The organism is Halomonas sp. TH-94, assembly GCF_057473365.1.
In genome coordinates, this window is sequence record NZ_JBYCKL010000082.1 from 1 (window position 1) to 20,782 (window position 20,782).

A 20,782-nucleotide genomic window follows, 5' to 3' on the forward strand; every position below is an offset into this window, starting at 1 on the left:
CACGGCGCCAGCCCCTATACAACTGGTGCGGCGAATTTCCACAACGCCCGCCCCGTTGGCCCCCGGAGCGACATGGACACAGGCCTCCAGACGACAGTCGTGATCCACGGTGGCGGCCGAGTTGATGATCGTGCCCATTCCCAGCTCGGCAAAGGCGTTGACCACCGCACCGGCCATGACCACGCTACCTGCCCCGAGCTGTGCGAGGGGGCTGACCGTCGCTCGCGGGTGAACCAGCGAGACCACCCGGGCACCATGATTCAGCAGCGCATCGAGCTTGGCTTCGCGTATGCCGTTGTGGCCAATCGCCACGACCACCCCGTCGAAGTGCGGCAGATCGTGCAGCAGCATGGCCAAGGTACCCCTGACGTCCCAATGCTCGAGACGGGTCTTGCGCGGCCACACATCGTCGTAAAAGGTAATGTCCTGCCAGCCGGCATGGATGGCGATGTCCGCCACCACCTTGCCGTGACCGCTGGCACCGAGAATGGCAAGGCGTCCGCGATTACTCATGATGACCTCCACGAAAGCGCGGCATGGCGACGTCCCCGTCGTGAGCGATGCCTTCGCGTACCAGCACCTTCTTGACGGTGAGCAGCACAATTCGCATGTCGAGCCACAGCGAGCGGTTGTCGACGTACCACACGTCCAGTTCGAATTTCTGTTCCCAGGAGAGCGCGTTGCGGCCGTTCACCTGGGCCCAGCCGGTCACCCCGGGGCGCACCTCATGACGGCGGGCCTGACGCGGGGAATAGAGCGGCAGGTACTCCATCAACAAGGGACGTGGGCCGACCAGACTCATGTCGCCCTTGAGCACGTTCCACAGCTCGGGAAGTTCATCGAGGCTGCTGGCGCGCAACCGCTGGCCCAGCGGGGTCAGCCGCGCCGCATCGGGGAGCGGGTTGCCGACGCGATCGACGGCATCGAGCATGGTGCGGAACTTGATCATCTCGAAGGGTTGTCCGTGCCGGCCGGGGCGGGTCTGGCGAAAGAGAACCGGAGAACCCAGTTTCAGCCGTATGAGCAAGGCCACCACGAGCATCAGCGGCGCAAGCAGGACCAAGGCCAGCAGAGCGGCCACGATATCGAACAGTCGTTTCATCGTTTCTCTTCCATGACGTCATTCATGATGCCGGCCAGGCGTCCGGCCAGAATCCGGTAGTCGTAGACGGCTTCCATGTGCGCCCGTCCCGACCGCCCCATGCGGGCGCGTTCCTCGGGCGATAGCGCCACCAACCGTTTGATCCCTTCGGCGAGAAGCAGCGGGTCTTCGGGTGCCACCGTGATGCCGGCACCGGCCTCGGCAACCGGGTCGTTCACTGCCGCCGAGGCGATGATCACAGGGCGCGAGGCGGCCATGTAATCGAACAGCTTGTTCATGCTGATACCGAAGCGATAAAGCTCGGGCAGGTCTCGTACGGTGATGACGAAGGCGTCGGCCTCGCGTGCCAGCGCCGGTATCTCGCGCTTGGGTACCGGGGGCTCGAAGCGTACCCAGCGCCCATCGAGGCCGAGAGTGCCGGCTTGCCGTTCAAGAGAATCCTTCGCGGGACCGTCGCCGATCAGACGCAGCTGAACCGGAACCGGCCCGTCGCCGGCGTCGCGCCTGACGATCGCCATAGCCTCCAGCAGGTCGGAAAGACCGTTGGCCTCCCCATGACTGCCGAAGTACATCAGCGTCAAGGGCATGCCGCGCGGCCTCGACGGCGGTGGTCCGGGGTCGGGAAACTCGGCCAGATCGACTCCGTTGGAAAGCCACTCGACCCGCGCCTCGGGAACACCCAGCGGGGCGATGTAGTCCACCGCTCGAGGCAGCAGGGTCAACACGCGCCGCGCCCGGCGATAAAGAAAGATCTCCAGTGCCCGTAACGCTCGGGTCACGACGGCGCCCTCTCGCAGCCGTCCCATGTCGATCAAGGTCTGGGGCCAGAGGTCACGCACTTCGAACACGAAGGGCACGCGATGGCGACGTGCCAGCCACCATCCTGCCAATGCCGCGAACGGGTGGACGCTGGAACCGATGATCAGATCGGGGCGCTCCAGCCCGGCCAGGCGCGACGGACGTATCGCCTGCCAGGCATACTCCAGCATGTTCTTCATTCGCCCCCCGCCGTTACCGCGGTAGCTTGAGGTGCGTAGCCAGAGAAAGCGCACGTCATCGCACACCTCCTGTCGCCACCCCTCGCCCTGCTCGAGCCGCTGCTCACCGCTGGGGTGATCGACGCTCGACGCGATCAGGGTGGCGTGCCAACCGTGGGCCGGCAGATGTCGAGCCAGCTGGTAATGGCGGGCTCCGCCGGCCGCATCGGGATGCTTGGCGTAGTGATTCAGTATCCAGACGTGTTTCATGCCTTCCTCGATCAGCGACGCAGGGTGCGATAAGTAGCCAGCAGCTTGCGCTCCTCCTGCTGCCAGTTGTAACGCTCGACCACGGCCCGCTGGCCGTTACGCCCCATCTCCCGGGCGCGCTCGGGATGAGTGACAATGAAATCGATGGCACCGGCAATGGCCGCAGGATCGAGAGGATCGACACAGATTCCACAGTCGCTGCCCTCGACGATCTCGCGCCACAGGGGAAAGTCCGAAGCGATCACCGGGAGGCCGGCGCTCATGTACTCGAACATCTTCACCGGCAAGGCATCGAGGTAGTTGATGATCGGGTGCAGCGTGACGAGGCCGGCAATGGAACTGGCCATCACCTGACGCACGCCGTTACGGTCGAGATAGCCGTGGGCCTCGACCCGCGCCCAGCCGGCATAGGTCATCACTTCCTGCTCGAGGGAGAGCTGGTTGAAGTCGCCGGCGAGCTGCAGCCGGCAGTCCTGACCGACGTTCTCCATGGCTCGTACGATTTCGCGTATGCCGCGAATGTCAGCAATGCCGCCGACATAGCAGACTGCCGGCGACTCACCCACGGCAGCCGTCATGCGCGCATCGGGCGCACCGTCGAGCTCACCCAGCATGGGGAAGTTGTTGACGTCCACGACCTGCGGATGGAACTCACTGAAGCGGTCGCGGATATACGGCGTCGCCGCCACCACGGCGTCGAAATGGCGACAAACGCGGCGCTGGTAGGCATCGACGCCGCGCGACAGTACCTGGCGTGAAAACTTGCCCAGATAGTGCTTGGCCAACATCTGGCGCGGCAGGTCTTCGTGGGCGTCGTAGATCACCTGTTTGCCCAGCCGCTTCAAACGGCGGCCTACGGGCATCAGCTCGGGGTCGTGGAGATGATAGATGTCGGCATCCAACCGCCTGGCCTGCTCAAAGACCCGGTTCGTGGTCTTCAGCACGCGGTTGAGACGGCCAGGCAGACGACCGACGTCGATGATGGTTACCCCATCGCGCTGCTCGTCGCCTTCGCCGTCGGCCACCACCAGGGTGACCGGGTAGCCATCGGCCGCCAGGGAGCGGCACTGCTTGTGATAGATGCGGGTATCAAAGCGCGGATGGGCTGAGGTCAGGTGTACCACTTTCATTGTCATTGCGTCCTTGTTGATCCCTTGCAGCCTTACGCTGCCTCGGTTCGTCATGGCCGTCCTGCTGCAGTCGCGAGGCGACCAAGGCGTTGGCGAACGCCCCCCACCCCAGCGCCGGCAGTGGCCAGAACACCGGCTTGGCCAGCACGATCAGCAGCAGGCAGACGAAATTGATGGAAAAGGCGAATACCCAGCGCCCCGACCAATCGCCAGCGGATAGCAGGCGGAGGGCGGCACCAAGAAAGGCAGTGGCCGTCAGGCCGAGATAGAGCAGGAAGCCCAGCAGCCCGAAGTTGACCCAGGCCGACAGCATGCTGTGCGCATACCCCCCGGTCATGTCCGCGGAGGTGATGTGGCCGCCAAAGCGACCCAGCAGCGGGCTGGCCGTGATTTGCTCCACGGCACGCTGACCCAGGTTCTGGCGCGCCAGCCATGAGCTCGTGCCCGACAGGTCGAGGATCTGCAGCTGCCGACTGCTGGCCAGTGCCTCGAACTGGCTGACCACCAGAGCGATCAAGGCGGCGGCAACCGCCAGCAAGGTCAGCATGTATTTCACGCTCATGCCCGCCCACAGCAGCAGCAGCAGCAGCGAGAGGGAAAGGAAGGCGTACAGCTCGGAGCGCGCTCCCAGCACGAACATGACGAAGGCCCCGAGCACGATCAGGCCGGCCCGCACCAGGGCCCGTTCACTGATCGCGATCAGAAAGACCAGCAACACCAGCGCGCTGCGTGCATATCCCTGATAGGTGGAAACGTTCTCCCCGCCGTCCGCCTCCAGCATGCGCCGGGCGAAGAACATCCACTGCCCGGTGGTCGCAACATGGATCAGCAGGTACCCGGCGATCAGCCCGAAGGCAACCCAGAAAGCTCGCGACAGCCGCGGTGAACCCATCGGCAGGCGATAGCCCATTACGAACAGCACCAGCCACAGCACCAGCGTCTCGACGGTCTGGATCGTTGCCGCCCGCATCACACCACCCCCCACCAGACCGTAATTGACCACGGCCCACAGCAGGACATAGGCGAAGAAGGCGAAGGTCAGCAGCGCATAGCCGCGGCTGGCACTCAGCAGCAGGTGGAGCTGGGAGGGCAGCAGCGCGCAGTAAACGATGAACATCATCACCGAAACCACGCCGAACAGACCGCCCAGAAAGGCCGGGATCATCCCCATCGCCACCAGGGTGTGATAGAGAATGAAACCGGGGAACAGCACGAAGAAACCGACGGCCGAAGCGCGCTCGGTCAATACAGTGCCAGACAGGATCATGGATAGATTTCCCGGCTCGCTCAATCCGCCAGCACGCGCTCGTAGAGCTCACGCTGCGCCGATGTGGTCAGCTCCGAGTTGTGCCAGAGCAAGGTGAAGGTGCCGCCCATGGCGCGACAGCGGGCCTTGAGCAGACTGAAGCATTCGAATGCCGCCTCTCCCGTGCCAAGTCCTTGATAGAGCGGCGAGATCACCGAAGCCTCCATGGCGATCAGCGGCCGAATACGCAGGGCCAGCGCTTCCCCCTTGACCGGATCGAAGGCCGGATACTCGAAGCAGGTGCCACAGCGAAAGCCAGGCGCTTCGGCATAGCCCAGCGTGGTGTCGTAATCGAGGCCGGCCTGCTCGTAACCCTGAAGCGTCAGCGGCATCTGCCAGCGCAGGTAGTGCATGCGCCCACCCCACTGCTCCTGCTCGATACCCTCTTCGGCACAAACCCGGCGAAGGCGCTCGGCCTCGTTGGCCAGCTCTTTGGGATTACGAAAGGTGTGATAACTGGGGTGCAGACCGACTTCATGGCCGCGCTTGTGAATACGCCGCATGAGATCACGCAACGCCGGATGCTCCGGCTCGTAGTCGGCATCCTTGCGCGGATCGGTGCGCCCGCAGATGAAATAGAAGGCACTGGTCAGGCCGTGACGTTCGGAGACGTCCATGAGCCAGTCGAAGGTATTGAGCGGGTCCCACCGGTGCAGGCGCCGCCGACTACACAGACGCACCCAGGGGGCGACCAGCAGCGCCTGCGGGCGCCTGTTGCGCAGCACATCGCCGAGCATCACCTTGGCCAATCGCACATCCCGGGCGAAGCCGTAGCGGCTCGGGCGGTCCACGTCGTGGGTAGGGCGTTGCCGGAACTGGTGCTGACGCAAACTCACCTTGGGCCACTGGCAGCGGATGACCTGACCCAGCACGGCCAGCCATTCATCGACCACCGGGCGATCCAGATATCCGTAGCGCCCGGCATGGGAGGCACTGGCAGGGAAACGACAATGGCGATCGAGCGTTTGGGCATCGACCTCCTCCAGGCGCGACAGCATCCAGAACGTCAGGCCGAGGATGTCGTAGTGGATCGTCAGGCCACCCGTCATCGGCTCGACCAAAGGCCTAGGGAGGCTGGCAGCGCCGGGAGCAGGCAGCGGCACTCCCAGCGGCGCGCTGAACCCTTCGGCGGCGGCATCCCACTGGGTGTGTGGCAGCTCTATCCCGCTCAGATAGAAACCGGGTTGCAGGCGATCGAACAGGATGTGACCGGGCGCCTCGGCAAGCCGCAGATAGAGTCGCTCGGGACCGTCGCGCTCCAGCCGCAGCGGGAGCCCGAAGCGCTCCAGCAGGACCTGTTCCAGCCAGGCCAGCACGGGTTCACTGGCCGCGGCCGCCAGCGCATGGGACGGCTGGAGAGATGGGGCATGCAGCGTAGCCTCGAGCCCCGCCTGGGAATTCCGGTCGTAGAGTGCGGTCATCTCGTTCACTTGGCTTCCCTCTTCATCATTGTGCGAGCCGTGACATATGCCTCACGGGCCAACTGACGGATCCCTCGTCGACTGATCGAGTAGTGGCACACGAGTCGTCCGCCCCATGCCTCCTTCATTTCCGCCACCGGCGCGATGTTGGCACCGATGAAATCGAACACGCTGCAGCCCTGCCCGGCGAAGTACTCCAACGCCTCCTCGGCGACCAGGTTGTTGACGCCGTCCTTCATCGCCTCGGTCTTCATTCCTGCCGACCAGGCCAGGGCGTGCCCCCCTGCCGCATAAAGGCAGACGCGGGTACCCATCGCTTCGCCCGCGGCGTTGAAAGCGAGGAAGCAGACGAAATGCTCCGGCCCCATCAGTTCGGCCAGCCGCGCGAGTTCGGCGGCATCGAGGCGATAATCGAAGCCCTTGCGCGCTTCCGGACCCGCCAGGCAATCGGCGACTGCGGCATAGTCCTGGGAGACTTCACAGCGGTAGCCAAGCCGGCGGCACTTGCGCGCCTTCTTGCGCGCGTTGGGATCGATGGCCTCCTCGCGTGTAGCGATATCGAGGTGGTAGGTGTAGCGCGGCCGCGCCGACATGTTGGCCCACTCGAAAGGACGGACGTCATCCGCCACCGAGGAAAGGCTCAGGCTGCCGCCGAAATCGCATTCCTGCAGGTGCTCTGCCAGCGCGGTCAATGCCAGCCGCTTGCGCCGGTTGCGCGAGGCCGGCCGTTCGCTCGCGCATTGAAAGTCGATGGGCAAATGAGGGTTGCGCGGGGGGGTCACCAAGCGGCCCTGCCGGTTGCGATACAGCACCGTCTCGAGACGCCAGGCATCCCCCTTCTCGGGTGTCAGCACTAGCGGCTCGGCAGTCAGCGACCAGCGCTGCTCGTTGAACTGAATCCATCCAGGATGAAACAAGGGATCGATGATCATGTACGGCTTTCCTTTCCGTCTCCGGCTCTAACGCCCTATCTCGAGCGGTGCGCCAGCCGGCGGTACTTCGCGATAGTCCTGATCGAAGTCGCAGACCAGGTAGAAGCGCTGCTCACCCGTAGCCTCGTCGATATAGCTCTCGACGATACGAAACCCGAGACGCAGGCTGGGCTTGAGAGAGGCGATATTGTCGGCAGTGATACGCGCGGAGTAGCCACGCACCCCGTATTCACGAAAATGAAGGATGGCGCTGCGCCGCAGCTCGGTGGCCAGGCCGCGACCCCGGTGAGCCGGGTGAACGCCGCTGAAGCTCGAGTGCACCCTGCCCTCGGCCTGGTCACGGGGGGTGAAGCCATAGAAGGCCGCCCCCACCACTTGGCCTTCGATATCCAGCGCCACCACGCCCAGCCGACCGCCTGCCAGGCGATAGAGACAGCGACGTGGGAGATCGAGCGGCTTGCCGTCATGCAGCTCGGCATACAGGGCCAGAGCCCCTGCCAGATGCATGCGTTTCATGCCGCACAGTCGATAGGCCCCATGGCAGCGCAGCGGAACGGCTTTGAAATGGCGGACCTGAGCGAGGTTTCGCACAATCAGCGACGCCGATGCCAGGCCCACTCGCAGGTATCGAGCCAGCGTAGAAAATGTCATGGCTCAGCCAAACCTCTCGAGGAACATCTGGGCCGCCACGCCGTTGTGGGAATACCCTTCCGAGCGCAGACGCTCGAAGGTATCTGCCGGGAAACGCCCCGTGGAGGCCAGGGTGTTTCCCTGAGCCAGCCCAGGCATCACGCGCTTGAGCAGACGCTTCATACGCATCCCCGGGCCCCGGCGTAAGACGTCCAAGCGGCTCAGTCGGGCCCGCAGGCTCTGCCGCGACTGGTGAGCGGCATTGCCAAGCGGCGCCTTGTGGCCGCTGACCTCGGCAAAGAGATTCTCGACGAAGGTGACGTAACCGGAGCGCTGCTCGAGCCAATGGCGCGGCACCGATTGCCAGAAGGTCATGAAGTCGTGGTCGTAAAGCGGCATCCACCAGTCGTGGCCATAGAATTCGAAGCAGCGCACGGAGTTGACGATGAACTTGGCCTGGCGCTCCTGCCAGCCGAACAGCACGAACTGGCGAATGAACTCGTCGGGATCCAACGCCTCATCCAGGGTGTAATCCTGGGCCAGGCGGGAGTGCACGCGCTGCTGGAAACGTGCCCGACCCTCGGCGCTCACGTTCAGCGAGAAGTGTCGCTGGCGGATCGCCTCGCTAAGCTCGCCCACTTCCATCAGGCGGCCCGAGCGCTTGGCCTCGAACACGCTCGAAAGGAGAAAGCCCGTGACGCAGCAGTGGCCGGGAACGAACAGCGAACCCGGTTCCACCTTGCCTTGCTCGGTCAGCAGCTTGACGGCCAACCAGTCCTGCATGTTGGCAATGCTGTTCCAGCCTGAAGCCCACTGCTGATAATTCCAGTACTCCTCGCTGTCGGCCACACCGCTCCACGCCTGTTGGCTGTACTCGACGAACGTCCATGGCAGCCCAAGGCTGTGGGCCACCTCACGGCTAACCTTGGCCTCATGATTGTCGCGATGGCCATAGGCGTAGGTGAGTACGCGAGGATACTCACGGCGAGCAAGCAACGTGGCGATCAGCCGCGAGTCGTAGCCACCGCTGAGCGGCACGACGATGGTGCGCCCGTTGGCCATACGAATCATCTGTTCGCAGGCCTCGTCGACGATCTCCTCGAGCCGGATGAGGCGACGGCTATCGTCACGGTCGGACATGCCGTAGTACTGAAAGCGGAAGTAACGCTCCAAGGAGAGCTTTAGGCCTAGGTCGGTATCGCTGACGAACAGCGCCTCACCGGCACGCAGCTGCTTGACCCGACGAAACAGCGTGTCGCTGCCGGTCACGTAGCCGGCTAGTTCGAATTCTGCCCGCGCCTCTTCATCGATGCGATCTTCGCCCACCTGCTGGCGAACCCAGTCGGCATCGTCGCTGAGAAAGACGTTGCCGGCATGGACGCCGTAGAACAACGGGATCGAGCGAACACGGTCGACCGCAGCCACCATGGCATTGTCGGTATGACGGACGATGGCGTAGAAACCGTTGAGATCGCCCATACGCTTGCGCCAGTCTTGCACGTCGTCGTTCAGGTCCAGCTGCTTGACGCTACCGCTGGGAGACAGGCGGTGCCCGTTCTGCCAGACAGTGCCGCGCACGAAGCCGCGACAGCCCGAGTATTCACACTCCTGCCAGCGAGGGGAGGTTAAGTGACAGTGGATCGAACTCATTTATATGCCTTACGGAACAGAAGTAGATAACGCATTCCCACCAGTGCGGCGCTGAGCAGTAGCGCAGCACCCCAGGGCAGCCATACCGGTTCAAGGAACTCGACGACGATCAGCGGCGCCAGTAGCCCCAGGCCGATCAGCAAGGCCGTGACGGTGGAAAGCGCCAAGGTAAGAGGCCGGTTGCCGGTCAGATAGGCCACCCAGCCCAGAAAGCCGATCCAGCACGCCGCACTGCCAAGCGAGAAGAGCGCCACCGTTAGCAGTAAATCGTCCGCCGCCGCGCCGATGGCGATGGCCGCCACACGCACGACGAGCAGGACCGTCTGGAAGATGAGTCCCTGCCCCTGACGCTCGAGCACCGAGAACAGATGACTCAGCGGTGACGTGACGAACACCAGATAAAGCCAAGGAGCCATCCAGCGGGCGAATTCGCCCGCTTCGCGCCAGCGTTCGCCGAACACCAGGGCGAACAGGTCGGGGCCGATGAGAACCAGGACGATCGCCGGCGGCATGGCGACTTGCGCCAGCACGGAATGAACCTTGGCGACCAGCGCGCCCAGCTCACCACGTCGATGTGCCTCGGCAGCGCTGGCAAAGAACACCTTGCCCACGGCCTCGCCGATCAGCGCCATGGGCATCGCCAATACGCGATGGGCCAGGGCGTAGAGCCCCGCTGCCAGCGGACTGAACAGCGCCGCAAACAGCAACGGTGGCAGCTGTTTGCCCAGCGTGTTGAACAGCCCCGACCAGGTGGAGAAGAGCGGGAACTTGCGATAGCGCCGTGCCGCCGACCACATCCCGACCGGGCTGATGCGGTGCTCCTTGATGGCACGCAGCGCCGGCCTTGCGAGGGTCAGCGTTCCAGCACCTTGCCCGGCGGCATGGCCGAGCAGCAGCCCGCCGGCTCCGATGGGACTCGCCGCGAGCTGGATGAACAACAGCGCCAGGGACTGCTTTATCCGGGTAGCTGCAATGGTCGAGAACGCCCGGGTGCGCACCGCCCAGTGGGTAACGGCCTGGTAGGTGCCGGCAAAGGCCACGCCGAGGGGCAATAGCCACAGCCATGGGGTCAAGGCAGGCACGCCAAGCAGTTCGGCAAGCCCCCTGCCCCCCAGCCCTACCAGCAACAGTGCGCCCAGCGTAGTCAGCGATACCAGCAGCAGGCTGAGAGCCAGCACCTCCGCTGCCTCCCGCTGCGTTTCCGGCAGCGGAATCGCCAGCTGATAACGACCGCCGGCCACGACGGTGAACAGCGCCAGCAGCCCGCCGTATACGGCCAGCAGGCCGAAGTCTTCCGGGCCGTAGAGCCGGGTCAGCAGCGGCGCGGCGAGAAGGGTCAGCAGCTGCGCCCCTGCCGTCCCCCCCACCAGCACGCTGACACCGCGGGCGAAGGCTTGAGTCGGCAGGAGCTTCCTTGCCGGTATGACGAGCCGATTTAGCACTGGATATCTCCCTGACCGGCGGCTCAGGCCACCGCCTCGCCCAGTGCCGTAACGATCCGTTCCTGATCCTCGGCGCTGAGATAGGGATGCATGGGCAGACTCACCACCCGCCGCGACGCCAGATTGCCGATCGGCAGATCCACACCCGGATCGGCCACGGCAGGCTGCTTGTTGAGCGGAATCGGATAGTGCACGGCGGTGGGAATGCCCGCCTCGGCCAGCCGCGCCATCACCACTTCACGGTCGTCGACCTCCACCGTGTATTGGGCATAGGCACTGGTGTTGTGAGGCTCGACGTAGGGCGACGTAAAGCCATGGGCGCGTAGCAGGCGACCATAACGCTCGGCCACTTTCTCACGCAGCAACAGCTCTTCGTCGAGGATGTCGAGCTTGGGCAGCAGAATGGCGGCCTGCAGCGTATCCAGGCGGCTGTTGACACCGATCCTGACGTGGTAATAGCGACGCCCCTGACCGTGTCGTGCAATCTGGCGAAGCACCGTGGCCAACTCGTCGTCATCGGTGAACAGAGCGCCACCGTCGCCGTAGCAGCCCAGCGGCTTGCTGGGGAAGAAGGACGTCGTGGCGATGCTGGACAGGCCGCAGGAGCGACGACCGCGGTAGGTGGCACCGAAACTCTGAGCGCCGTCCTCGATCACCGGAATGCCATGCCGAGCCGCGATGGCATTGATGGCATCCATGTCGGCGCACTGTCCGTACAGCGATACCGGGATGATGGCGCGGGTTCGCGGCGTGATCGCCGCCTCGAGCTTGGCAGGGTCGAGCAGGTAGGTGCGCGGGTCGATATCGACGTAGACCGGACGCGCGCCAAGCAGCGCCACCGTCTCGGCGGTGGCAATGTAGGTGAAGCCGGGAGTGATCACCTCGTCGCCGGGGGCGATACCCAGTGCCATCTGAGCGATCTGCAGGGCATCGGTGCCGTTGGCGCAGGTGATGCAGTGCCGAACGCCGACATACTCGGCCAACCGCGCCTCGAGCTCATCGACCTCCGGGCCGAGAATATACTTGCCGTGCTCGAGGACACTGCGGATGCCGGCATTGATGCGCTCACGGATGCGCACCTGCTGGGCCTTGAGGTCGATGAATTCCATGCGGCCGTCGTCCTTCACGGATGGGGTGGAATCTTGCTGCGCCGGCAGGCAACTGAGCGTGCCGCCTTCGAGTCGATAGCGATCGCCGGTGTGCGGGCAGGTCACTTCGCCCTCGCCCTCGAGCGGCAGGTCGAGACGCTCGCCGTGACGGCTCATCCATCCCTGTTGACGGGCGGGGACCCCCATCATCAGGGCGAAGTCGGGTACATCCCGGTTGATGACCGCCCCAGCCCCGATGAAGGCGTAGCGGCCTATGGTGACGCCGCAGACGATGGTGCAATTGGCACCCAGGGTCGCCCCTTCCCGCACCAACGTGCTGCGGTATTCATCCTTGCGCTCCACCAGCGAACGCGGGTTGTAGACGTTGGTGAAGACCATGCTGGGCCCGCAGAAAACGCCGTTCTCCAGGGTGACGTTGTCGTAGACCGAGACGTTGTTCTGTACCTTGCAGCGGTCGCCGATGACGACCCGGTTGCCGACGAAGACGTTCTGCCCCAGCGATACGCCGCGACCGATGCGGGCACCGCCGCAAACGTGCACGAAGTGCCAGACGCGAGAGGACTCGCCGATCTGCGCTCCGGGATCGACGATGGCGCTTGGGTGAATCTGCACGCCGTGATGAAGGCTATCTTGCGCTTGAGTCTGCATCTCGCACCTCACATCAGATGCCGCTTGAGGCAAGGGTGCGCCTCCTGGCGTTCCGGAAACTCCAGAGAGGCATTGCGAATCGTGTCGACGGTCTCGATGCAGTGGCGGGCACTGTCGAGCCCGAAGCCGCGGCCGGCCAGGATCTCCTGGTAGGAGACGGTGTGCAGGTCGGTGAAGCCGCCCGAGAACTCGATCTCGCGCCCCTCGCACAGGATCGAGCGATAGGTGCGCTGCTCCCCCTGCACGCTGCTCGGCAGGTCGTTGCTGTCGATCGACAGAAACCAGCGTACCCGCGCCTTGTTGTACTCCAGGTAGCCGGCGGCACGCTGGTCGTCCAGGTAGTGCACCACGTTGCGCTCGAGATCGCCGAAGACGTAGTGCAGCATGTCGAAGAAGTGCACGCCGATGTTGGTCGCCACGCCGAAGGACTTGCGCGGGTCGCCCTTCCAGCTCTCGTGATACCACTTGCCGCGTGAAGTGATATAGGTGAGCTCGACGTCGTACTTGTCGTCCCGGGGAGTGCTGGCGACCCGCTCCTTGAGCTCCAGGATGGCCGGATGGTGGCGCAGCTGCAGGATGTTGTAGACGCGCCGACCGGTCTCCTTCTCCACCCTCTCCAGCTCGTCGAGCAAGGCCGGCGTGGGCACCAGGGGTTTCTCGCAAATGACGTTGCAGCCAAGACGCAAACCGGCGGCGATGTGCGCATGGTGCAAATGGTTGGGCGAGCAAACCGAAACATAGTCGAGTGCCGTGTAGGGGTCGCGCTTGCGCTGCCAGGCACTTTCGATGAAGCGTTCGAATTCGGTGAAGAACTCGCTCTCCGGAGAGATCGAATCGATGATGCCCACCGAATCGTTGATGTCATAGGCCATGGCGAGGTGATTGCCGGTCTCCTTGATGGCCTTCATGTGACGTGGCGCGATGTAACCGGCGGCGCCGATCAAAGCAAAGTATTTCATGGCGTTTACCTGTGCGTTGGACATGATGTCAGGCCTTGATGACGCGTTCGTCGGCCATGCCGCGGTAGATGCCACGGGTGTCGACGATCAGCCGAGCGTGGGCGCGAATCATGTCGTAGTCGAAGCGGTCGTGATCGGTGGCGAGTATCACGGCGTCATACTCGGCCAGGGCGGCCGGCGAAAGCGGGACGCTCTCGAGATCGAAGTGGTGCTCACGCATCGTCGGAAAGGCCGGCACGTGAGGATCGCTGTAAGCGACCTCGGCACCGCGGTCGCGAATACGCTCCATGATATGGACCGACGGCGACTCTCGCATGTCGTCGACGTTCTTCTTGTAGGCGATGCCGAGCACCAGAATGCGGCTGCCGTTCAGCGCCTGGCCGCGCTGGTTGAGCCCTTCGACCAGCTTGCCCACGACGTAGTCGGGCATGGCCTGGTTGATCTCGCCGGAGAGTTCGATGAAACGGGTATGCAGACCGTACTCGCGGGCCTTCCATGTCAGGTAGAAGGGGTCGATGGGGATGCAATGCCCCCCTAGTCCCGGCCCCGGATAATAAGCCGTGAAACCGAACGGCTTGGTGGCGGCCGCGTCGACCACCTCGAAGATGTCGATACCCATGCGGTCGGCAACGATCTTCATCTCGTTGACCAGGCCGATGTTCACCGCACGATGGATGTTCTCGAGCAGCTTGGTCATCTCGGCGGCACGGGTCGAACTGAGCGGTACCACCTGGTCGATGGCCGGGCGATAGAGCGCCACGCCGGCTTCGCGACATGCCGGGGTATGCCCACCGACCACCTTGGGGATGGTGCGGGTTTCGAAGTCCGGATTACCCGGGTCTTCCCGCTCGGGGGAGTAAATCAGGAACAGCTCTTCGCCGACCTTCAAGCCCCCTTCCTCGACTCGGGGCAACAGCTCCTCTTCCGTCGTTCCGGGATAGGTGGTGCTTTCCAGCGAGATGATCTGGCCTTCGCGCAGGTAGGGCTTGAGCGCATCGACCGTATTGATGACGAAGCTGATGTCGGGCTCACGGTACTTGTTGAGCGGCGTGGGCACGCACAGGATCAGGGCATCTACCTCACTGGCACGGGCGAAGTCGGCGGTGGCTTCAAAACCGGCATCCCTGGCCTTGGCAATACGTTCGCAGGAAATATGCTCGATATAGCTGCGTCCGGTATTGAGCTTGTCCACCTTGCCCGCATCGATGTCGATACCCAGTACGCGGTAGCCGATCTCGCTGTAGCGCAGCATCAGGGGCAGCCCCACATAGCCGAGCCCGACGATCCCGATCACGGCTTCCTTGCGCTCGAGCCGGCCAATCAGACGATCTTTGATAGTGGTCATGACGCTTCCATGGTTTTCGAGTGGTAGTGATCGGCGCTCGAGCCGGCCGCGCGTTCGCTGCGACACCACGGCCTCACGCCAGGGAACGGCCCTGCACGTAGGGCCTGTACAGAAACTCGTACGCAATCAGCGTTCAGGTCTGGGTGGTCTTGTAGGCATAGTGGTAGTAGCCATAGCCGTAGCTGGTGGCAGCCTTGCGCTCGATGGCATTGAGAATGCCGCCCTTGACCTTGACGCCGCTGCTCTCTAGGCGCCGCACGGCGACATCGATTTCACGCGGTGGGTTGAGAGCGAAGCGCGCCACCATCAGCGTGGTGCCACACTGGTGCCCGATGATGGCGGCATCGGTCACGGCCAGGATGGGCGGGGTATCGACGATCACCAGATCGAAGCGTTCACTCAGCGCGTCCAACAGCGCGGCGAAGCGATCGCTCATCAGCAGTTCCGCCGGGTTGGGCGGCGCCTTGCCGCGCGCCACGTAGCTCAGCCCATTGATCGGCGACTGACGAATCACATCATCGAGCGCTGCCTTGTTGGCCAGCACTTCGGAAAGGCCACCTTTGCTGTCGTCGTTGAAGGCGGTGTGTACATGCCCCTTGCGCATGTCCGCATCGAGCACCAGGACGCGCTGGCCACCCTGAGCCACCACGGCTCCCAGGTTGACGCTGATGAAGCTCTTGCCGATATTGGGGCTCGGTCCGGTGATCATGATGCGGTTGTTGCCGGCTTCGAGCATGGCGAAGTGCAGTGAAGTACGCAGGCCGCGCAGCGCCTCGATGGCCGTATCGTCAGGTGCATTCTGCGCCAGCACTCCACAGGCCACGTCACGCCCATGGCGCCGGTTGCGCCGCTTGACGCGCCGCACCAGTTTTTGCTGATCGTCGGAGAGAGGCACGGTGGCATAGACCGGCAGCCCCAGGTCCTCGAGCTGCTCGGCGCTCTCCACACCGCGATTGAAGATGCTGCGAACGATGACGAAAGCCACCACCAGGAAGCCCCCGACAAGAGTGATCATCACCACCGTGACCGGTTTACGCGGCTCCACCGGCCCCGGCTGAGCCACGGCATCGTCGAGAATGCGCACGTTGCCCACGGTACTTGCCTTGGTGATGCCCATTTCCTGGATCTTGTTGAGCAGCTGAACGTAGACCTGCTGGGTCACCTCGACGTCACGCGACATGCGCAGGATCTGCTGCTGGGTTTCAGGCAAATCCTGAATACGTTCGTTGAGCCGCTCCCGATCGCGCTCGAGGTTGTTGCGCTTTTCCATCATGGCGGCGTACAGCGGATGCGAAGCGTTGTAGCGACGGCTCAGCTCGGCCTGCTCCATCTCCAGTTCGCTGAGACGAGCATCGATGTCCACCGCACGATCCAGCACCGAGCGCGTCTCGATACTGAGATCGACACTCTCGTGCGCCATACGGAAGGAGTTCAGCGCATCCTCGGCAGAGGCCAGATCGGTGCGTACCAAAGGCACCTGCTCTTCGAGAAATACCAGGCTCTGCTCGGCCTCGGCGCTGTGCCGCTCGACGTTCTGCGTCAGGTAGATCTGAGCGATGACGCTCAAGGTACGCTGGGCGCGCCGCGGATCCTCATCCAGCAGCGTCATACTGAACACGCCACTGTCGCGACCGCGCTGGGTCACGCTGAAGCGGGCGCGCAACTGGTTGATGGCGGCGAGACGTGTGCGACGCACCACGGTGAACTCGGCGCCTTCCCCGGCCGAAAGCTCTGCTACACGCAGCTCGATGGCACCGTCCTCGAATACCTCAGTCACACCGACCCACCCCTCACCGAGCAAAGTGTCGCCGTGATACAGCCGGTAACTGTCCTCCTGGCCGGCCACCAGCAACAAGGCTCGCCCCAGCCACTCGTGATCGACCCGCAGCTCACCCACGTTGAGATATTCACCGGCCCATACGCTGCGGCGAACGAACTCAGGCCGCTCCATTCCACGACGGACCAGGAAGTCCCCGACGAAGGGAAACCGGGTGGGGATCACGGAGATATCGAGCCGCTCCTGGTCCACCGCCTGCCCCAGCACCATGCGCGAGCGCAGGATTTCCAGCTCGGCATCGGTCTTGGGCTCATCACCAAGAAGGGAGCGCACTTCAGACAGCGGGTTACTCAGTCCGGTCTTGCCCTCCACCTGCACGAGGGCATCGGCACGATAGATCGGCGTTGCCAGTTGCACGTGAACCACGGCCGCTACGGCAAATATCGCCGTGACCAACATGATCAGCCATTTGTTGTCCAGCAGAACGCCGACCAGCCTGCCCAGATCGATATCGTCATGCCCCGGGCGCGAACCCGTCTTGGTCTCTTTCACCATCGATACAGTTCCTGGAGTGAAAAGGTAAAACGTTGGCGTCAGCTTCGTGAGCTGCCCAGCCTGGCCTGCCACAGACGAGCTGCTTCGGTCAGCTGACGATGGACGTGTACAAAGACCTCTTCGTCCCTGCGATAAGGGTCGGCAATGTCCTCTCCCTCGCCTTCCCGGCTCGGCAGCCAACGGCCAAAGCGCATCGTCTTGCCCGTGGCAAAGGGGAAGCGATCGGCGATGGCCAGGCGCTGCCCCTCGCTCATGACCAGAATCAGGTCGGCCTCCCTCACCATTCCGGCATCGAGCTGACGTGCCCGGTGGGCGGAGAGATCGAGGCCATCGGCAGCTGCCAGCTGCGCCGCGGTAGGCTCGGCACCATGGTCGACGAGAGCCCCCAGTCCGGCCGATGAAATGCGATGACCAGGGAGCAACTGCTTCAGCAGAGCTTCGCCTACCGGGCTGCGACAGATATTGCCGGTGCACACCACGAGTATTTGCTGGAACATTCTTCCCTCCTACTCGCCGATCCGTTCCAGCTCACGCCCGGTACGGGTGGTCTGGTAAATGCCGCTGACCGTAGGCAGTAGCTGACGCACCACCCGGTTCCAGCGCCCCAGCGGGGTGGTGGTGACGTAGATCACATCGGTAGGTTCAAGGGCGAACTCGGCGCCCAGCATCAAGGCGGTCGCGTTGCGGGCATCGAGCTGATAGACGGTGGCCAGCTTGTCGCTCTCTATCGGTGCTCGACGAATGACGAAGATGCCCGACGCATTGGCGTTGCCCTCGTTGATACCGCCGGCCTGAGAGAGTGCATCGGTCAGCGTCAGCTGGCTCGTGCCGATAGGCAGGCTACGCGGCTCGCGCACCTCTCCCATCACATAGACTTTCTGGTCGCTGTTATCCGGCACATGCAGCACATCGCCATGACGCAACAGCAGGTTCCGATCGAGCCGACCTCGGTTGAGCATTTCGTGAATCGAAAGGCGGGTTTCCTCACCGTCACGGGTCAGCAGAACGTCATGCCAGTTGGCATGCTCTGCCAGCCCACCCGACATGCTGATGGCATCCAGCACGGTGAGCGGCACGTTGCGTATCGGCAGCGGGCCGGGATCGGATACCGCACCGGTCACGTTCACTCGCTGCGAGTTGTACTGGGCCACCCGGACCTCGACCTGAGGCATGGCGACATAGGGCTCGAGACCGCGGGCAATGACATCGCGCACATCACGTACCGTACGTCCCTCGACAGGGATGCGACCGATGAAGGGATAGAAGATCGTGCCGTCGCTGTGAACGGTATTGCCCGACTCGGCGGCACTGCGCTCCCCGCCCGCCGGGATCGTCAGATCCGGATGACCGTAGACGATGACGCTGAGCACATCCCCCTTGCCGATGTAGTAGTCATAGCCATTGATGTCCTGCTGCAGGCTCTCGCTGATCCTGGCAACGTCTTCAGCGCCATGGACATCCTGCTGCTGGGAACGCACCAGCCCGAAGGTGATCGGCTGAATGTCCACCAGCTCATCGATGGGAGCGGAATCGGTCTGATAACCGATATGCCCACCGGGGGCGAAGGCACACCCGCCAAGGAGCACCACACTACAGGACAAAAGGGCGCGGCCCACTCGCGTACGCAAGGAGTAATGTTTCATTGAATGTTCACTCGCATGACCAACATTAACCTGCCCCCTGCCCTGTTATATTTTGAGCAACTTTACAAGTGTCTCTCTGAGCGACCACCGACTGTCTCTTATTACAATCACTCGGCGTCTCCAATTAGTGACACACCTAATGACAAAGCGATTACACTGCTCTTTCAACGCCACCCTTACCTTTATGACGATATTGTCGAAGTTTAGCGACAGCGCCGACCCTCACTGTCGTCAATATCCTACAAGCCGTGTCTTTATTTGCTGACACTAATACCTCTTTCCAAGCCTTAAACCCAATTGAAATTATCTCAACCAAGCACGCTACCGCCCCGAAGTTTGATGGGAACCTTCGAAACCAGACATAACATATTGATATATATGCGAAAAAATAGCATGCGGCCTGCGCCGCAATGCGGTGTCAACTCAAGGAGTCAGGATGAGGGGCGGGGTCTTATCATCCATGCAAGACACCCCAAGAGCGAGGCTAGAATACCGCTTTTTTTTGACTTGTCATCCCTGACAGCCCTTTTTATACATTTTTTTACATTGTTACACGAACAGAAAAGGACTCTACTTACCGTCGGCTTTTAATGCAGAAGGGATTGCGTTATTTATTTCGCGCTATATTCTTGTTGTCCAGCCCGCCAGGACTCGCCGGCTAACTTTCATTAAGTCTGTCGAAATTGCCTGCACCCGCAGGCAGGCCGGGCAGTCTGTCCCGATTTATCCATTGGGACGCATTATCCGGCCACCCGTCCCGCCGGATGTGACCGGCGCTACAAAGGAGAAACGCCCTATGTCAACAACCAAAATGGCAAGGTCATGTGCCGCCGTCCTGGCGGGGGTGGCCTTGCTGGGCCTCACGCCAATGGCGATGGCGCAGCAGGCCCCCTTGCCACAAGGCACTCAAGGGGCCCCTGGCAATTCTGCCAATACACCGGCACCTGGTGCCGTCGCCGGCGGTGGGCTTACCACCGGTCGCGGCGCAGCAGGAGAGGCGCCAGGAAATTCCGGCCAGGCACTTGCCGGAGCCGTCAATCGCGGCGCGGCCGGTATCGGAGTCGTCATTGGCGCTACCGGCACAGGCACCGGAACGGGAACCGGCACAGGTACCGGTACCCGCTGATGAACGGTGACAGACGGTGCAGAGAAATTCGTGTGCCGACCCAGGACCGCCTTGCGGCGGTCCTGCTTCGAGGCCTGGCGTGGCTGGGCGTGGTCAGCGCGCTGGCTGGCTGTGCTCAAGGTGGACAACTTACACCCATGGGCGAAACGTTATTCGGCCATCGCCACACGGCGGATTTCAGGGCCCAAGCCGAGGCCCTGCCGTATGCATCGTTGTTGGCGAGAAAGGATAGCAACCGGGCGCTGCTGATCATGGCGCATCGCACCGGCGGACACGGAGAGGATACGTTTTGGCAGGCTGGCGATCGGACGACGCTGCATTTGCGCGATGGCATGCCCGCCAGCACAGCCGGCTTCGATGCGGTGCTGCTTGGGCGCTGGCACTCATCCAGCGAAGGCCAGGCCCGCTACAGAGTACACGCGCATTGGCAGGACCGTGATGGCCAGGAGTGGCAGGACGAGGCGCTGGCGACAGTGACCTGTGAGCCCCCTGCCCCCGTTGACCTGCCTTTGACCCGACTGACCCTGGAGCGCTGTCTCGAGCGACTCGAGTGGATCGGCAGCAATACGACTACCCGCGGGAAGTTCTGGCGAGAGCCGGGAACCCCGTGGATCTGGGGGGGTGACATGACGCTCTGGCCGCAAGGTCCACGCCTGCAATGGCAGGTGGCGCGACCCTGGTGGAGCGATGCCGAAGAAACCGTAAGCGACGCCGGGCGTACGATGCCGCCCGATGTTGGCTCACTGCCGTGATCAAGAGA

18 protein-coding genes and 1 pseudogene are annotated in these 20,782 nt (G+C 63.1%); 2 read left to right on the forward strand and 17 right to left on the reverse strand.

The genetic code is table 11. The features are described from left to right. The 17 genes and pseudogenes from AC2VNO_RS15505 to AC2VNO_RS15585 all read right to left on the reverse strand — a co-directional run. The coding region (locus AC2VNO_RS15505; RefSeq protein ID WP_486934968.1) for a PglD-related sugar-binding protein at nt 1-513 on the reverse strand (513 nt) is incomplete at its 3' end. Further along, nucleotides 506-1,102 (reverse strand): sugar transferase, encoded by a 597-nt coding sequence (locus AC2VNO_RS15510; protein ID WP_486934969.1) that lies wholly within the window; start codon nt 1,100-1,102, stop codon nt 506-508. The genes AC2VNO_RS15510 and AC2VNO_RS15505, both read right to left, overlap by 8 nt. Further along, nucleotides 1,099-2,349, reverse strand: a complete 1,251-nt coding sequence (locus tag AC2VNO_RS15515; protein ID WP_486934970.1) for a glycosyltransferase family 4 protein — start codon at nt 2,347-2,349, stop codon at nt 1,099-1,101. Before AC2VNO_RS15515 ends, AC2VNO_RS15510 begins: the two co-directional genes overlap by 4 nt. Before the next feature lie 11 nt (nt 2,350-2,360). After that, nucleotides 2,361-3,479, reverse strand: a complete 1,119-nt coding sequence (locus tag AC2VNO_RS15520) for a glycosyltransferase family 4 protein (protein ID WP_486934971.1) — start codon at nt 3,477-3,479, stop codon at nt 2,361-2,363. Next, entirely contained in the window at nt 3,439-4,746 is a 1,308-nt protein-coding gene (locus tag AC2VNO_RS15525) for a hypothetical protein (protein WP_486934972.1), read from the reverse strand. Before AC2VNO_RS15525 ends, AC2VNO_RS15520 begins: the two co-directional genes overlap by 41 nt. A gap of 20 nt (nt 4,747-4,766) precedes the next feature. Beyond that, nucleotides 4,767-6,206, reverse strand: coding sequence for a polysaccharide deacetylase family protein (locus AC2VNO_RS15530; RefSeq protein WP_486935014.1), 1,440 nt, complete (start codon nt 6,204-6,206; stop codon nt 4,767-4,769). A 5-nt stretch (nt 6,207-6,211) separates the two neighbouring features. Beyond that, nucleotides 6,212-7,138 carry a GNAT family N-acetyltransferase gene (locus AC2VNO_RS15535; RefSeq protein ID WP_486934973.1) on the reverse strand — a complete coding sequence of 309 codons (927 nt, stop codon included), beginning with the start codon at nt 7,136-7,138 and terminating at the stop codon, nt 6,212-6,214. 27 nt (nt 7,139-7,165) lie between these two features. Continuing rightward, a complete protein-coding gene (locus tag AC2VNO_RS15540) occupies nt 7,166-7,789 on the reverse strand; it encodes a GNAT family N-acetyltransferase (protein WP_486934974.1) in 624 nt (207 codons plus the stop codon). 3 nt (nt 7,790-7,792) lie between these two features. Beyond that, a complete protein-coding gene (locus tag AC2VNO_RS15545; protein ID WP_486934975.1) occupies nt 7,793-9,418 on the reverse strand; it encodes an asparagine synthase-related protein in 1,626 nt (541 codons plus the stop codon). Then, nucleotides 9,415-10,860: a lipopolysaccharide biosynthesis protein gene (locus AC2VNO_RS15550; protein ID WP_486934976.1), complete on the reverse strand. Its 1,446-nt coding sequence runs from the start codon at nt 10,858-10,860 to the stop codon at nt 9,415-9,417. Before AC2VNO_RS15550 ends, AC2VNO_RS15545 begins: the two co-directional genes overlap by 4 nt. 23 nt (nt 10,861-10,883) lie before the next feature. Continuing rightward, on the reverse strand, nt 10,884-11,969 hold the full coding sequence (locus tag AC2VNO_RS15555) for a DegT/DnrJ/EryC1/StrS family aminotransferase (RefSeq protein ID WP_486935015.1): 1,086 nt from the start codon (nt 11,967-11,969) through the stop codon (nt 10,884-10,886). Nucleotides 11,970-12,020: 51 nt separating this feature from the next. After that, nucleotides 12,021-12,617, reverse strand: a pseudogene (locus AC2VNO_RS15560) (acyltransferase); the annotation flags it as partial. Between the two features lie 8 nt (nt 12,618-12,625). Beyond that, on the reverse strand, nt 12,626-13,576 hold the full coding sequence (locus AC2VNO_RS15565) for a Gfo/Idh/MocA family protein (protein WP_486934977.1): 951 nt from the start codon (nt 13,574-13,576) through the stop codon (nt 12,626-12,628). A gap of 28 nt (nt 13,577-13,604) precedes the next feature. Beyond that, nucleotides 13,605-14,921, reverse strand: coding sequence for a nucleotide sugar dehydrogenase (locus tag AC2VNO_RS15570; RefSeq protein ID WP_486934978.1), 1,317 nt, complete (start codon nt 14,919-14,921; stop codon nt 13,605-13,607). Nucleotides 14,922-15,054: 133 nt separating this feature from the next. Then, complete coding sequence (locus AC2VNO_RS15575; protein WP_486934979.1) at nt 15,055-17,253, reverse strand: polysaccharide biosynthesis tyrosine autokinase; 2,199 nt, start codon at nt 17,251-17,253, stop codon at nt 15,055-15,057. A gap of 38 nt (nt 17,254-17,291) precedes the next feature. Beyond that, nucleotides 17,292-17,750 (reverse strand): low molecular weight protein-tyrosine-phosphatase, encoded by a 459-nt coding sequence (locus AC2VNO_RS15580; protein WP_486934980.1) that lies wholly within the window; start codon nt 17,748-17,750, stop codon nt 17,292-17,294. A gap of 9 nt (nt 17,751-17,759) precedes the next feature. Beyond that, the gene (locus AC2VNO_RS15585) at nt 17,760-18,896 is read right to left on the reverse strand and encodes a polysaccharide export protein (protein WP_486934981.1); all 1,137 of its coding nucleotides are present in this window, start codon (nt 18,894-18,896) and stop codon (nt 17,760-17,762) included. A 796-nt stretch (nt 18,897-19,692) separates the two neighbouring features. Here AC2VNO_RS15585 and AC2VNO_RS15590 point away from each other — a divergent pair. Together AC2VNO_RS15590 and AC2VNO_RS15595 are read left to right on the forward strand one after the other, a co-directional pair. Continuing rightward, nucleotides 19,693-20,022 (forward strand): hypothetical protein, encoded by a 330-nt coding sequence (locus AC2VNO_RS15590; protein ID WP_486934982.1) that lies wholly within the window; start codon nt 19,693-19,695, stop codon nt 20,020-20,022. Nucleotides 20,023-20,159: 137 nt separating this feature from the next. Continuing rightward, the gene (locus tag AC2VNO_RS15595; protein ID WP_486934983.1) at nt 20,160-20,774 is read left to right on the forward strand and encodes a YjbF family lipoprotein; all 615 of its coding nucleotides are present in this window, start codon (nt 20,160-20,162) and stop codon (nt 20,772-20,774) included. Nucleotides 20,775-20,782 lie beyond the last annotated feature (8 nt).

What these genes read in the sequence shown, in the direction of transcription:
- AC2VNO_RS15535 (WP_486934973.1), bottom strand. Translation starts at nt 7,138, where the DNA reads ATGATCATCGATCCCTTGTTTCATCCTGGATGGATTCAGTTCAACGAG.
- AC2VNO_RS15565 (WP_486934977.1), bottom strand. Translation starts at nt 13,576, where the DNA reads ATGAAATACTTTGCTTTGATCGGCGCCGCCGGTTACATCGCGCCACGT.
- AC2VNO_RS15585 (WP_486934981.1), bottom strand. Translation starts at nt 18,896, where the DNA reads ATGAAACATTACTCCTTGCGTACGCGAGTGGGCCGCGCCCTTTTGTCC.
- AC2VNO_RS15590 (WP_486934982.1), top strand. Translation starts at nt 19,693, where the DNA reads ATGTCAACAACCAAAATGGCAAGGTCATGTGCCGCCGTCCTGGCGGGG.
- AC2VNO_RS15510 (WP_486934969.1), bottom strand. Translation starts at nt 1,102, where the DNA reads ATGAAACGACTGTTCGATATCGTGGCCGCTCTGCTGGCCTTGGTCCTG.
- AC2VNO_RS15520 (WP_486934971.1), bottom strand. Translation starts at nt 3,479, where the DNA reads ATGAAAGTGGTACACCTGACCTCAGCCCATCCGCGCTTTGATACCCGC.
- AC2VNO_RS15595 (WP_486934983.1), top strand. Translation starts at nt 20,160, where the DNA reads ATGGGCGAAACGTTATTCGGCCATCGCCACACGGCGGATTTCAGGGCC.
- AC2VNO_RS15515 (WP_486934970.1), bottom strand. Translation starts at nt 2,349, where the DNA reads ATGAAACACGTCTGGATACTGAATCACTACGCCAAGCATCCCGATGCG.
- AC2VNO_RS15580 (WP_486934980.1), bottom strand. Translation starts at nt 17,750, where the DNA reads ATGTTCCAGCAAATACTCGTGGTGTGCACCGGCAATATCTGTCGCAGC.
- AC2VNO_RS15555 (WP_486935015.1), bottom strand. Translation starts at nt 11,969, where the DNA reads ATGGAATTCATCGACCTCAAGGCCCAGCAGGTGCGCATCCGTGAGCGC.
- AC2VNO_RS15540 (WP_486934974.1), bottom strand. Translation starts at nt 7,789, where the DNA reads ATGACATTTTCTACGCTGGCTCGATACCTGCGAGTGGGCCTGGCATCG.
- AC2VNO_RS15545 (WP_486934975.1), bottom strand. Translation starts at nt 9,418, where the DNA reads ATGAGTTCGATCCACTGTCACTTAACCTCCCCTCGCTGGCAGGAGTGT.
- AC2VNO_RS15575 (WP_486934979.1), bottom strand. Translation starts at nt 17,253, where the DNA reads ATGGTGAAAGAGACCAAGACGGGTTCGCGCCCGGGGCATGACGATATC.
- AC2VNO_RS15530 (WP_486935014.1), bottom strand. Translation starts at nt 6,206, where the DNA reads ATGACCGCACTCTACGACCGGAATTCCCAGGCGGGGCTCGAGGCTACG.
- AC2VNO_RS15570 (WP_486934978.1), bottom strand. Translation starts at nt 14,921, where the DNA reads ATGACCACTATCAAAGATCGTCTGATTGGCCGGCTCGAGCGCAAGGAA.
- AC2VNO_RS15525 (WP_486934972.1), bottom strand. Translation starts at nt 4,746, where the DNA reads ATGATCCTGTCTGGCACTGTATTGACCGAGCGCGCTTCGGCCGTCGGT.